The following is a 13,168-nucleotide window of genomic DNA, read 5'->3' on the forward strand; positions in this document are numbered from 1 at the left end:
TTATGCGGCGAAGCCCACAACGTCCCTTACTCGGGATTATGGTAACGGAATTGAATCGAGAGCTGCCCTTTGCCAGTGCAGACTTCTACCAAAGTCTTACTTTGCACGGTGCCAATGAAGGACTGGATGTCTTCGTTTTCTCACCGAATCGCATCGATTGGCAGCAAGGCTTAGTGCGGGGATACCGTTATGAGAGTGAAAGAAAGGAATGGGTCATGAAGCTCTTTCCCCTCCCTCCCCTGATCTATGATCGGTGCTTCTTCAGCAGCAAACGCAGCTATCAGCAATACCGTTACCATGTGAGCAGGCTTCGCAAGACACCCAGTATTCGCTTCCTTGGTTATGGTTTGAGCGGAAAGTGGGAAGTAGGCCAAATCCTGCAAAAGGACAGCGCTTTGCACAGCTATTTGCCTGAAACGAGCTTGCTCACTGGCCGCTCACAGCTGAAAGAATGGCTTCGAAGCAGGAACGACGTCTTCCTGAAGCCGCAGGGCGGGAGTCAAGGCAGAGGGGCTCTGCACCTTCAACATCTTCGTGCAACCGAAGGCGGCAGCATGTTTCTAATAAAAGGACGCGACGCCAACAATCGATCCATTCAGCAGCAGTTCAAGGAGTTTGATGCGTGCTGGAGCTGGCTTCACCGGATGATCGGATCACGTCCTTATCTCATCCAGGAATACCTTACTCTGCAATCTTCGCAGGGCATGGCTTATGATGTCCGCTCCCTTGTACAAAAAAATGGTCAAGGCCAGTGGGAAATATCAGGGATGGCTGCGCGTATCGGCAAGCCCGGAAGCATTACTTCCAACCTGCATGGCGGAGGCACCGCAGAAGATGTCTCCAACTTCCTAACCAAGGAATTCGGAGCCTTCCAAGCGGAGGAACTGATCGATACGCTTACGCAACTCTCAAGCCGTGTCCCCTTTGTACTGGAAACGTATCATGGGCGATTAGCTGAGCTCGGTATCGACTTTGGGATCGATACTCAAGGGCGTATATGGATTCTGGAAGTAAACTCGAAGCCAGGCAGAACGATATTTGCGCGTATGCATAATAATAAAGCACAAACGAAATCAATTGCGAACCCGATACATTATGCTGGATTTTTACTTCATAAAAAGCTGAGCTGAGCTTGGCATCGCTGGTATGTGCCTGAATATGCAGACGGTGATTTCTGCTTGTTTAGACACGGAAAGCCCGTAGGGCAACAAGTTTAGGAGGGTAACCTAATGAGTTTGACAACGTGTATGCTCCACGCCGTACAACGAACAGATAGATCGGTCTACTTAACAAGTGAACTCGTCAAAGCTTTACGGTTAACCGGCAATAAATCAATTACTGTAAAGGTTGGCACCAAATCCACAACTCTACCGATCCGCCTGATCAAAAAAAGTGGTCAGCATATGTACATTCCGCTTTCCTTAATGGCTACACTGCGTATTCCGCGAGCCGGAAGCGTCTTAGTATCAAGTTCCACCAATAAAGAACTTCGAATCGGTCCTGTGATAGGAATCCTAACGAATGTGGAGAATGGCACCTCTCCATTTGGTTCCAAAACAGGATTTATTCGTCAAATTATGAACACAAGTTCAAATAAATCTTTCGTTTACGCGTTCAGCCCCAGGAGTGTGAACTGGGTCCAAGAAACCGTTACAGGGATCATCCCCAAAGAGGGCGGGGGCTGGGTCCGCAAAACCTTCCCATTGCCGGATGTCGTCTACAATCGCTTATCCAGCCGGAAAGCAGAAAAGTCCGCAGGTATGGAAGGCTTTAAGGATCGCTTTGTACGAAAAGGCATTCCTCTCTTTAACTGGAGTTTCTTTGATAAATGGGATGTTTATAAAATGCTGGACGGAGACGATGCCTTCCGCTTTGTACCCGAATCTCACATCAATCCATCAGCTGAGCAAATCAAGGAAATGCTGGATAAACATAAATTCATTTATTTGAAGCCCACAGCAGGAAGCTTGGGGATCGGTATTTTCCGTGTCACCTATAATCCAAAGCGAGGTTATTTCGTCCGCTACCGCAAAGGCGGCAAGAATGTGCTTATTCGCTACGGCAAATTTGATGGCTTGATGCAAATGCTCGGAACCGGACGCGGCCGGCTTACCAACTATGTCGCCCAGCAAGGAATTCGTCTCATTGAGATCGACAGCTGTCCTATTGACTTCCGCTTCCATCTGACGAAGAACGGCAGCAACAAGTGGGTCGTCGCGGCAATAGGCGCAAAGAAATCTGGCAAAGGCAGCGTCACCACCCATATTCGCAATGGAGGCCAGTTAATGACACCGGAGCAGGTGCTTCGTCAAATCTACGGCAGCCGTGCAGAGCAAGTGCTGACGAATGCCAAAGAAACAGCGATTAAGCTCGCTGAAGGGATCGAGAACAATTACAACCATTTGCTCGGAGAACTTGGTTTCGATATCGGAATTGATCAAAGCGAGAAAATCTGGATGTTTGAGGCGAATGCCAAACCCGGAAGATCGATCTTCAAACATCCTTCCTTGAAAGAAGGCGACGTGGCCACGATCCAAAATATTTATGAACATTGCCTCTACTTGAGCCGCTTCCGTTCAAGGAGGGAAAGCTGATGGGAGTCATTCTGCATGATAAAGAGATTAAACCTACGCTTGGCATTCTCACTGTCAAAGATAGCAATCGTGTCTTTCGCGGCAATTTGCACAACTTTCTCGATTTAATTCAAACCGGTGAACGGCTTGGCGTTGATGTGTATGTTGTGACAACGAAGGATTTCAATCTAACCGGCCCTGAGATCTATGGCTATCGTTATCATAACCAAACGAAGAAATGGAGCAGGGAACTCGTTCCCGCTCCACAAGTTGTCTACAACCGCATCCCTTACCGCAAAATGGAAATGAAGCCGGACGTGCAGCAAACCATTCAAGCGTGCAACAGAAGCTCCAGTGTTCAATTATTTAATTCTTCCTTTTTTAACAAATGGACCTTATTCAGTTGGTTGAACAATGCCAAGGAAAGCAAAACCTATATGCCCGATACGCTTCAATTAAGTGAAGCCAAGGATCTGTCACAGCTTCTGCGCAAGCATGCCGTTCTCTATTTGAAGCCGGTGAAAGGAAAAGCCGGGCGAGGGATCATGCGCATTGAGCGTGTAACGACAAAAAATGAGCAAAATCAATACCGACTAAGCCGCCAGGAAGATAAGAAAATGATTTACAGCTACCATGAGAGCACCGACGACCTCTGGCAGGAATGGAATAAGCACCGCGGCACGCACGACTATATTGTTCAGCAAGGGATTGCATTAACCCGATATAAACAACGGGCTTATGATCTGAGAGCTTTGATTCAAAAAACAGGCAAAGGCGTTTGGAGTGTCTCCGGCATAGGTGCCCGAGTAGCTGGCAAAGCCAGCATTACAACACACGTCCCGCGCGGCGGCTCCATCGACGAGCCGTTAAAGCTGCTGACTTCTGCCTTTGGCGCGAAAGAAGCGAAAAACATATTGCTGCGGGTTCGCAAAGCGGCGGTGACACTAGCCAAGCAAATCGAGAAGTCCTCAGGCAATCAGCTCGGGGAAATGTCCATGGATATCGGCGTCGATACAACCGGACATATCTGGTTCTTCGAAGCCAATTCGAAACCAATGAAATTCGACGAACCGAACATTCGTCAGAAATCACTCGAACGCATTATTCGCTACAGTCTCTACTTAATGAATAATAGGAGAAGAAGGTGATTATGCTTGTCTTCACAACGACTAGGCGTACTCGCTATTTATTTTAGCCAATCTAAGCTGGAAGAGCTTGCTTATTTTCAAAAACTGAGCAATGAAGGAAAGAAAATCGGTGTTCAGGTTGAGGTTTTCACTCCTGATGACGTTGAGGGCGACAATTCCGTACGCACCTTAACTTACGATGCCGAGTCAAGGAAATGGATTCGTCGACGAACCTCCCTACCTCCGGTCATCTATGATCGCTGCCGCTACAAAGCTGTTGCGAATTATCGAATTCTTAAAGCCTTCCGCAATCGCCATTCGAAGCTTACCTTCTTGAGCCGGCCTTTAGCCAATAAATGGTCGATGCATCAGCTTCTTTCGGAAAATGACAACATTCGCCCTTATTTACCGGCAACGCAACGATTCAGCTCCGTTCAAGAACTGGTAAAAGCCATAAAGAAACATAAGCTGATCTATGCCAAACCCAAAAATGGCACAGGCGGACGAGGGATTTTGCGAATTGAACAGCTTGGTAGTGATCTCTATTTATTGCAAGGCCGTAATCAATATCGAACGATTATTGCGCCTTATCGGGCTACGGAGAAACAGCTCTTGGTCAAACTGAATTCTTTGAAGCTGAGCCCTGATTATGTTGTGCAGCAAGGGATCAAGTTGACGTTGAAAGACGGCCGCGTACACGACTATCGCTTATTGATTCAGAAGAATGGTCAAGGAGAATGGGAAGTAACGGGGTGCGCCGGTCGAATCGGTCCTCATCGCAGCATTACATCCAACCTGCACGGCGGCGGGAGCGCGGTTAGCCAAAATAAATTGTTATCGTATCGCTTCTCATCGCCCGACAAAATAGATAGCATCAAGCAGGAAATGACCAGCTTTGCTCACACCCTTGCTGGCTTTCTGGAAACCAAATTCGGCAAGCTGTGCGAGCTAGGCTTGGATATTGCTGTTGATCCCAGTGGTCGCGTATGGCTGCTTGAAGTTAATCCCAAGCCTTCCAGGGAAGTCTTTCGTAGAATTGGCGAAAGCGCAACGTATCAGAAGGCGGTTACAAGACCCCTGGAATATGCTCTGTGGATGATGCAGCAGAAGAAGAAAAAAACAGAAGAAACGAACATGGCGTAATTCTGCATGCCATCGGAAGCGGCAGCCACCGGCTGGAAGCCTTCCGATTTACATATGTTGAAGATGATTAAGAGTTTGAACAAAAATTTGCTCAATATGTCCGTCATCTAAGGAATAGAAAACTGTCTTGCCTTCTTTGCGCCTTTTTACAATATGCAAATCCCTTAGGTAGCGCAATTGGTGTGAAACCGCCGACTGCCCCATCTCCAGAGCAGTTGACAGATCATGCACACAGAGTTCCCGATGCAGGAGGAAATAAATGATTTTGACCCTAGTCGGATCTCCCAGTGCTTTGAACACCTCGGCAATTCCTACGGCTTGATGCTCCGTCAATCGAGGCTCCATCGCGGATTGGACAAGACCTGTTCCTGTACACGCGTCCTCACAGCTTTCGATAAGCGTTTTTTCCATAGTCAGTCTCCTCCTTCCTATACTTTCAGTTCCGCATGCATCGTGGTCGAGTTTTCAATTTGAATCGTGGCATGCGTCAGTTGAAACTGCTCTTCAAGCTGACGAATGGCTTGCTGCAGAATGACCTGACTATCTCGATCATCGGCGATAAGCAAATGGCAGCTAAGTGAATCGAGTCCTGATGTAATCGTCCAAATATGCAAATCGTGGACATTAATAACTCCCTCAATCCCCTCCAGCATGATCTGGACATCCCCGTGGGACACCGCCGCTGGCGTACCTTCCATTAAGATGTGAATCGTCGATTTCAGAACGGCCCACGCTCCTTTTAGGATCAAAAGCGCTACGATGACACTGATGATAGGATCAGCCGCATACCAACCGAAGATCAGCATCACGCCTCCGGCTACAATTGCTCCTACGGAGCCCAAAGCGTCCCCGAGAATATGCAAATAAGCACTGCGCAAATTCAAATTACTATGCACATCCCCTTGGCGCATGAGGGACCAGGCACTAAGCAGATTGGCAATTAACCCAATGCTCGCAATAAGCATCATCGAGCCGCTGGCCACGACAGGCGGATGAAGAAATCGCCCGAACGCTTCCCAGATAATAAAGCCTGCGATTAGGAATAACGTCACCGAATTGAATAAAGCGGTAAGGATTTCCGTACGGTGAAAGCCATAGGATTTGTTCGCAGAGGTAGGCTTGGCAGCAAACCAGAGCGCCATAAGACTTAAGGCAAGAGAACCGGCATCGCTTAACATATGGCCCGAATCCGAGAGCAGAGCCAAACTGTTGGTCCACAAACCGCCTGCGAATTCCAAGATCATAATACTCGCTGTTATGACAAGTGCGATGATAAGCCCGCGTTTATTTCCGCTGTGGCCATGATGGTGATGCCCGTGATGGTGGCCGTGCCCATGATCATGGGAATGGCCGTGGGAATGGCCGTAAGAATGACCATGGGACGCAGATTCATCCCCTTTATGATGATCGTGCCCACTGCACGAAGTCTGATTCTTCAGCCCCTTGGCATTTTCTTTCGATTCATGTTGATGCATCGTATTCCCTCTCCTTCGCTCTGCCCCTTAGAATGGAGTGTTGTCATGTACTTTATTCATATCCAAATAACATATGAGCAATTACTCATATATTCATAATAACGATTCAAACAAGCCGGTGTCAAGCCCCTTTCTTCCGAATAAAAAAGACCGATTCCAGCCCCATTAATGAGCTTGAATCGATCCTCTTCCCATCTTGCTTCTACGTCCCTGTTGCCACTTTGTTCGCTGCCGCTTCTACAACGTCCGGGTCGAAAGTGACTGTAGCGCTGAAAACTGCCGTTGATACCGCGAAATCACCTGTGATCCCGCCGCCGCTGCCTGCATACGATTTCGTTGCACTTGTTGGAGCAATGATAAGCGTATCACCATTCACCAGGTTTCCTTCATTTCTAATAATGTTGAATATTCCTATAAAAGAAGGCATTCTGATCAGCACCTTATCTATCAATGTGATAACAGTGTATGCCCAGTCAACCGCGTTTGCGACTAACTCGCTGAATTACAAATAGTCCAGCAGCTCGGCAAAGCTGCGGATGCGGATATGTGCCCCTTCCAGCTCCCCGGACTCGCGAAACCCGGCATAATCGCAGGCTGCCACGGTCAAGCTATTGCGCAGACCTGCTTCCACATCAGATGAACGGTCTCCGACCATCCAAGCGGACTGAATCCCATGCGTATCAAGGAGGATCTGGACCAAATCCACTTTGGACTTCGTTTGATATTGTCCCGCGCTGTACAAGCCTTCAAATAGATGTCCAAGTCCCTTGGCCTCAATAACCTGACGCACATAATCCTCCAGCCCATTGCTCGCCACAAAAAGACGAATCCCTTTGTCCCGCAGAGCTTGCAAAGTTTCTGCAACGCCTTCATACATAACGCCATGCCCTTGCTGCAAGCCATCCATTTGATACTGCAGCAGCAGCTTGTCCGCTGCGTTGCGCGTTTCAATGGAAGCTTCCGGCATGACTCTTATCCAAATATGCTCTAGAAGCATGCCCAGTGCTCCAAGAATACGCTCTTCCGGCGGCGTTTCCCCGGCAAAGAGCCCTTTGGCTCTAAGCTCATCAAATGTAGCATGATAAGCAGGAAGAAGCAGTGTTTCCGTTTGAAATAACGTTCCATCTAAGTCAAAAAGCATCGCTTCGGGTTGGTTTCTCTGAATACTCATCATCCAGCTCCTTCTCTTCTCATGAAGCATTCTCATATTTAATGATCTTAGTTAAGAATGGCAAACATACCCATGCAAGTCAATGTTCATATTTGGCAAAAAGCCTGTTGCCGAGACGTTAAATTTCAGTTATGATTGAAATGTGAATAATTACTTCTTAAAATGATTTTTTTATGCAAAAACGCTTCAAAATCAAATAAATAAACCTGCAAGATTTCCTAATCCAATTCTGTGTCTAAGAAAGTGAGGAACACCATCATGAATCTTCATATTTTTCAAAATCAACAAGAGCTTAACGAGGCCGGAGCCGGCATTATAACTTCGCTTGTCCAAATGCAGCCCAAAGCTGTCCTTGGCTTAGCAACGGGTGGAACACCTGTCGGCATCTACGAAGAACTCGTTAAAGCCTATAATAAAGGTCGTGTAAGCTTCAAAGGCGTTACGACATTTAACTTGGACGAGTACGTCGGCTTGCCGGCCGATCATTCCGAGAGCTACCGTACCTACATGCAGCAGCATCTGTTTAACCATATCGACCTGCCTGCTGCGCAAGCTCACATTCCAAATGGGAATGCCGTCGATTTGGAAGCGGAGTGCGCACATTATAATGAGCTTCTGGAAGAAGCCAAGCAAATTGATTTGCAAATTCTCGGCCTAGGCCATAACGGGCATATCGGCTTTAACGAGCCGGATGATTCCTTGGTCAGCGGTACACACCGTGTCGAGCTGAAAGAAGAAACCCGTGAAGCCAATGCGCGTTACTTCAACACGATTGACGAAGTTCCAACGCATGCTTTAACCATGGGGGTTGGTACGATTTTGAAAGCCAAAACCATCCTATTGATCGTTCGTGGCGCTGACAAAGCAGAAATCGTTCATCGCGCACTAACAGGCCCGATTACAACAGAAATTCCCGCAACCCTTCTGCAAACGCACCCTCACCTTGTCGTACTTCTTGATGCTGAGGCTGGGAGGTTATTCGAATGAGCGAACGCGTCATCACGGGAGCTAAGATCGTAACCGAACAGGGCATTATCGAGCATGGTTTTATTCATATCCAAGATGGCGTAATTGCTTCTATCGGGGAAATGGCTGCCTGGGACTCCCATGCGGTCAGCCCTGATGCCACACTCCTTGATGCGCAGGGCAGCTGGCTCTTGCCAGGCTTCATTGATGTTCATGTGCATGGCGGATATGGTGCAGATTTCATGGATGCCAGCCCCGAAACGCTGGATACGATTACTCGGTTTCACGCGCAACATGGAACGACAGGCATGCTTGCTACAACGATGACGGCGACTCGCGAAGATATTGACCGCGTGCTTGGCGAAGTCAACCGCTATATCCAACAGCCAATGCCCTATGCTCAGCTTCTTGGCGTGCATATGGAGGGGCCTTTCATCTCGCCCAAATGGGCGGGCGCACAAGATCCCAAGCTCATGGTGACGCCTCAGCTCCCATGGCTGGAAGACTGGAACGAGCGCTATCCGCAGCTCGTCAAGCAGTTGACCTTGGCCCCCGAACGTGAAGGGGGCCTTGCCCTGATCGCGTGGCTGCGCGATCACGGTATCGTTGCCGCCTGCGGCCACACCGACGCGACCTATGCCGACATTCAATCGGCTGTTCACGAGGGGCTCTCGCATGCGGTGCACACCTTCAACGCGATGAAGCCGCTGCATCATCGCGAGCCTGGAACCGTCGGTGCCGTCCTCACCGACACCCGCATCAGCGCCGAAATCATCGCTGACGGCCATCACGTGCACCCAGCAGCGATTCGCCTGCTGACCATGGTGAAGCAGCCGCATGGCTTGCTGCTGATCACGGACGCGATGTCCGCCGCGGGGCTTGGCGACGGCGAGTACGAGCTTGGCGGGCAAGCCGTAACCGTACAGTCGGGCGTTGCCCGGCTGACGGAAGGGGTTGGCGCGCTCGCCGGCAGTACGCTGACGATGATCGAAGCGCTCCGGTTTATGGTGCGCGAGGTTGGCGTCAGCATCGAAGAGGCAAGCCGCTGCGCAAGCGGCAACCCTGCGCGGCTGCTCGGCCTGTCGTCGACGCATGGCTCGATAGCCCAAGGCAAACAGGCTGACTTATTGCTGGTCAGCCCTGAACTAGCCATCGAACAAGTATGGATTCGAGGCAACGAAATCAAACATTAGCCTGTTCATCGTTAGAAAAGGCCCGCCAGCAATCTCTGGTTAACCTAATAATATGAAGAGGCTGTCCCATAAGCCACATTTAGTAAGTAAGCGTCGATAGATGATGGGGCTTCCAGATCAGAACTGATCATTTCATTTCAGTTCAGCTCAGTTCAGTTCAGCTCAGCTCAGCTCAGTTCAGCTCAGTTCAGCTCAGTTCAGCTCAGCTCAGTTCAGCTCAGCTCAGTTCAGCTCAGTTCAGCTCAGCTCAGTTCAGCTCAGCTCAGCTCAGTTCAGCTCAGCTCAGTTCAGCTCAGTTCAGCTCAGTTCAGCTCATCCCATCTCAGCTCATCCGAGTGTAAAAGCCTGCAAAAATACAGGAATTTCCGTCCGAATTCGGTTAAAAAGTAGAAATGCCTGCAATTGTGCAGGCATTTTTATCTTTTTCAGCCGCTCATCCAGAAAAAGCCTCAAAAGCCTGCGCAAATGCAGGAATTTAATCGTTGAGGCTATTCCATGAGCAAAAAAGATGTAAAATTGCAGGTTTTGAGAAAGCAACTGGAACTGGAGCTGGTGCTCGTGCTGGTGCTCGTGCTGGTGCTGGAGCTAGAGCTAGAGCTCAGAGAAAGTAGAAATCTCATCAAGAGATTATCCGAACCCGTATCAGCTATAGCGAAATAGATCCAGACGCTATATTCATACGCATGAAAGAAAATACACGCAGAACGGCCCGTTTATGTCAGGTTATCATGTACAAATCCGAACTGCCGGTAATCGAATAGTAAAAGTAAGTATGGTATAGGCACGATTGAGCTTCTCCCAAAAAAGCTGTCCCTCAAGTAGGTTTATCTACTTATGGGACAGCCTCTTCGCATTTGAGCTTTTGTAAACAGGCAGGAAATCAGCCGTTTATGTCGAACAAGCTAGCTAGCCTTGTGCTAGGAAGGATTGAACACGACTATGATCTATCTTATCAAAATGGCCTATACCTTACTTTTCCCACCGGGAATTATCATTCTTCTGCTGCTCTGCATCGCCATATGGCTGAAGCAAAAATCAGAATACTTCAGCGCTCTTCTTGTGGGATTAGCTGCCATGATTCTATGTGTGAGTGCGATGCCGGCTTTCAGCAATGCCTTGCTGCAGTCAATTGAAAATAGATATGCCCCACCGGAGCGCGTTTCCGGGGACGTCCTTGTGATGTTGACCGGAGGAGCAACCTTAGACACTCCCGATCCACTCACGCACGGGAGCGGGTATCTAACCGCTACCACAGCCGCTCGTGTGCTGACTGTTGCTGAGCTTTACCAAAGCACGAAGCTGCCGATCCTATTGTCTGGCGGCCAAGTATTCAGCGACTCCGGCAATGAGTCGCAGATTGCGAAGCGGCATCTGCTTGCCCTCGGCATACCGGAATCCGCGATTACCATGGATGACACTAGTCGCAATACGGAAGAAAATGCGCTGCATACGCAAGCGCTTCTCTCCGAGCACGGCTGGAAGCAGCCGATTCTTATCACATCGGCTTTCCATATGCCCAGATCCGTGAGGCAGTTCCAAACACTGAAAATCGAAGTCCTGCCCTTCCCGACCGATTATATTTCCCAGCAGCAGCAGGACCTCACTGTCAGCAAATTCATCCCTTCATCCGGCGGTTTAGCCAATACTTCACTCGCTCTGAAGGAGTTTGTTGGCCTGTTTGCCGCAAGAAACTAATTAGGCTTCACCGCTGAGTCGCAGCCTGATCTTTTATTCTTTGACTCCCCCGACAGTCATTCCTTGAACAAGAAACTTCTGAAATACGATGGCAATCAGCAGCGGAGGCAATGACGCAAGCACGCCTCCTGTTGCCACCATGCCAAAATCAACCGCGTTTTTGCCGCTAAATTCAGATATGGCTACCGAGATCGTTTTCGCATCAAGTGTCGAGGTGAACAGAAGCGAGAAAAAGAATTCGTCCCAAGATAATAAAAATACAAAGATCATCGTAGCAAGAATGCCAGGTCGCACGATTGGCACTACGACCAACACAAGTATTTGCATCCGGCTGCAGCCATCCAGCGCGGCAGCTTCATAGAAATCTTTGGATAGCTGCTTGAAATAGCTTTGCATAATCCAAATGACAAAAGGAATGGCGAACGTTAAATCAAGGATAATCAAGGTTAACTTCGCATCCAGCATGCCAAGCTTTTGAAACAGGAAGTATAAAGGAATGACAATTACGACGGACGGAATCATATACGTGAATAGAAACATATAAATGAGCTGTTGTCTGAAGGCAAATTGAAACCTGGCAAAAGCATGGGCCGCCAGCCCCCCAATGAGAAGGGCAGTAAGCGTAACAGCTGCCGCTACTATGAGACTATTTTTCATTGAGATTCGAAAAGCATAGGCCATATCATTATGAGGATTACTAAAAATATCGAGATATCGATTAAAGGTAATCCGTCCTGGTATCCACTTTAAGGGCACTTGCTGTAAATCTATTTGATAGGAGATACTTGAAATGAACAGCCATAGGAAGGGGGCCAGCGTACACACCGCGATTAGAACAGCGAATACATATTGTACCGTAGATAAAGTTTTACTTTTCATAGGCTAGCTCGCCTCCTCTACTTTAAGTACTTTTACATACACAAAGGTCAGAAGGGCAATAAACATAGCAATTAAATAGGAGAGTGTAGCTCCTTGGGAAAATTGCAGATTGGTAAAGGCTTGAATATAAGCTTTGTAAATGACCACCATGGTGCCGTTCGAAGGTCCGCCTTGTGTGAGCGCATAAATCAAATCAAAAACTTTAAACGATTCCATCGTCCTCATGACGATCAAGACAAGCACCGTGGGCTTCAAATAGGGAAGCGTTAGAACAAAAAATCTGTGAAAAAGACCTGCTCCATCCATGCTGGCCGCTTCATAGACACTTTTATTCGTCATCTGCAGCGATGCTAGAAAAAAAATGCAAACAAAAGGAGTCATCTTCCATACATCCGCCACGATGACCATATTCATAGCTGTCCAAGGGCTGCTAAGCCATGAGTGATACGATGTCATCACGTGAAGCTGAACCAAGAGCGCGTTCAAAGCCCCGTATTCAGGATGAAAGATCCACTTCCACATCGCGGCATTCACAATCGTCGGAACAGCCCAAGGCAAAATAATAATGGAACGCAAGAAAGCTATTCCACGAATATTCTCATTTAGAAGAAGGGCAACGAGCAAGCCGAGCACAAGCTCAAGCACAATTGAGATCGAGGAAAAATATGCGGTTTTGCCAAATGAAGCCCAAACCGAAGAATCCGTCAAAGCATGCGTATAATTATGAATACCAACGAATTGCCCCTGACTTGCTGAGGTTAATTCCATGTTCTTGAGACTATAAATAAACGTTTGTATCAGCGGAAAGAGTACAATGCCGAATACTAAAACAAAAGCCGGTAATATCGTTATGACTGCAAAACGTCTGTCACTCCATCTATTTCTCACCCTGCTGTCCTCCTGCCCGAATAATGCTAAGGGGGAAGCTGATCTTCCCCCTTAGCGC

15 protein-coding genes are annotated in these 13,168 nt (G+C 48.2%); 9 read left to right on the forward strand and 6 right to left on the reverse strand.

All coding sequences use genetic code 11. The features are described from left to right. Window positions 1-2 precede the first annotated feature (2 nt). The 4 genes from BC351_RS39365 (at window position 3) to BC351_RS39380 (ending at window position 4,843) form a co-directional block, all read left to right on the forward strand. The gene (locus BC351_RS39365) at window positions 3-1,130 is read left to right on the forward strand and encodes a YheC/YheD family endospore coat-associated protein (RefSeq protein WP_079421140.1); all 1,128 of its coding nucleotides are present in this window, start codon (window positions 3-5) and stop codon (window positions 1,128-1,130) included. 99 nt (window positions 1,131-1,229) lie between these two features. After that, window positions 1,230-2,594, forward strand: coding sequence for a YheC/YheD family endospore coat-associated protein (locus BC351_RS39370; protein WP_079421141.1), 1,365 nt, complete (start codon window positions 1,230-1,232; stop codon window positions 2,592-2,594). Next, window positions 2,594-3,721, forward strand: a complete 1,128-nt coding sequence (locus BC351_RS39375) for a YheC/YheD family endospore coat-associated protein (protein ID WP_079421142.1) — start codon at window positions 2,594-2,596, stop codon at window positions 3,719-3,721. Before BC351_RS39370 ends, BC351_RS39375 begins: the two co-directional genes overlap by 1 nt. Window positions 3,722-3,727: 6 nt before the next feature. After that, complete coding sequence (locus tag BC351_RS39380) at window positions 3,728-4,843, forward strand: YheC/YheD family endospore coat-associated protein (protein ID WP_079421143.1); 1,116 nt, start codon at window positions 3,728-3,730, stop codon at window positions 4,841-4,843. A gap of 48 nt (window positions 4,844-4,891) precedes the next feature. On the opposite strand, the gene BC351_RS39385 is transcribed toward BC351_RS39380, so the two are convergent. The 4 genes from BC351_RS39385 to BC351_RS39400 all read right to left on the reverse strand — a co-directional run bounded on the left by BC351_RS39385 (window position 4,892) and on the right by BC351_RS39400 (window position 7,489). Further along, window positions 4,892-5,254: an ArsR/SmtB family transcription factor gene (locus BC351_RS39385; RefSeq protein ID WP_079421144.1), complete on the reverse strand. Its 363-nt coding sequence runs from the start codon at window positions 5,252-5,254 to the stop codon at window positions 4,892-4,894. A 17-nt stretch (window positions 5,255-5,271) separates the two neighbouring features. After that, a complete protein-coding gene (locus tag BC351_RS39390) occupies window positions 5,272-6,318 on the reverse strand; it encodes a cation diffusion facilitator family transporter (RefSeq protein ID WP_079421145.1) in 1,047 nt (348 codons plus the stop codon). A 202-nt stretch (window positions 6,319-6,520) separates the two neighbouring features. Beyond that, on the reverse strand, window positions 6,521-6,745 hold the full coding sequence (locus BC351_RS39395; protein ID WP_079421146.1) for a spore germination protein: 225 nt from the start codon (window positions 6,743-6,745) through the stop codon (window positions 6,521-6,523). Between the two features lie 75 nt (window positions 6,746-6,820). Continuing rightward, window positions 6,821-7,489: an HAD family hydrolase gene (locus tag BC351_RS39400; RefSeq protein WP_079421147.1), complete on the reverse strand. Its 669-nt coding sequence runs from the start codon at window positions 7,487-7,489 to the stop codon at window positions 6,821-6,823. 258 nt (window positions 7,490-7,747) lie between these two features. On the opposite strand from BC351_RS39400, the gene nagB reads away from it, so the two are divergent. The 5 genes from nagB to BC351_RS39420 all read left to right on the forward strand — a co-directional run bounded on the left by nagB (window position 7,748) and on the right by BC351_RS39420 (window position 11,343). Further along, complete coding sequence (gene nagB / locus BC351_RS39405) at window positions 7,748-8,476, forward strand: glucosamine-6-phosphate deaminase (RefSeq protein ID WP_079421148.1); 729 nt, start codon at window positions 7,748-7,750, stop codon at window positions 8,474-8,476. Continuing rightward, complete coding sequence (gene nagA / locus BC351_RS39410; RefSeq protein WP_079421149.1) at window positions 8,473-9,648, forward strand: N-acetylglucosamine-6-phosphate deacetylase; 1,176 nt, start codon at window positions 8,473-8,475, stop codon at window positions 9,646-9,648. The genes nagB and nagA overlap by 4 nt, the downstream gene beginning before the upstream one ends. A 129-nt stretch (window positions 9,649-9,777) precedes the next feature. Next, entirely contained in the window at window positions 9,778-10,038 is a 261-nt protein-coding gene (locus tag BC351_RS44585) for a pentapeptide repeat-containing protein (RefSeq protein WP_425270966.1), read from the forward strand. Between the two features lie 105 nt (window positions 10,039-10,143). Further along, window positions 10,144-10,308, forward strand: a complete 165-nt coding sequence (locus BC351_RS42640; RefSeq protein ID WP_158082387.1) for a hypothetical protein — start codon at window positions 10,144-10,146, stop codon at window positions 10,306-10,308. Window positions 10,309-10,587: 279 nt separating this feature from the next. Further along, window positions 10,588-11,343 (forward strand): YdcF family protein, encoded by a 756-nt coding sequence (locus BC351_RS39420; protein WP_079421150.1) that lies wholly within the window; start codon window positions 10,588-10,590, stop codon window positions 11,341-11,343. Window positions 11,344-11,376: 33 nt separating this feature from the next. Here the strand turns inward: BC351_RS39420 and BC351_RS39425 are convergent, their stop codons facing one another. After that, window positions 11,377-12,222, reverse strand: coding sequence for a carbohydrate ABC transporter permease (locus tag BC351_RS39425; protein WP_079421151.1), 846 nt, complete (start codon window positions 12,220-12,222; stop codon window positions 11,377-11,379). 3 nt (window positions 12,223-12,225) lie between these two features. After that, complete coding sequence (locus tag BC351_RS39430; protein ID WP_079421152.1) at window positions 12,226-13,110, reverse strand: carbohydrate ABC transporter permease; 885 nt, start codon at window positions 13,108-13,110, stop codon at window positions 12,226-12,228. Between the last annotated feature and the right edge of the window lie 58 nt (window positions 13,111-13,168).

Source organism: Paenibacillus ferrarius (assembly GCF_002027705.1).
Taxonomy (GTDB): Bacteria; Bacillota; Bacilli; order Paenibacillales; family NBRC-103111; genus Paenibacillus_E; species Paenibacillus_E ferrarius.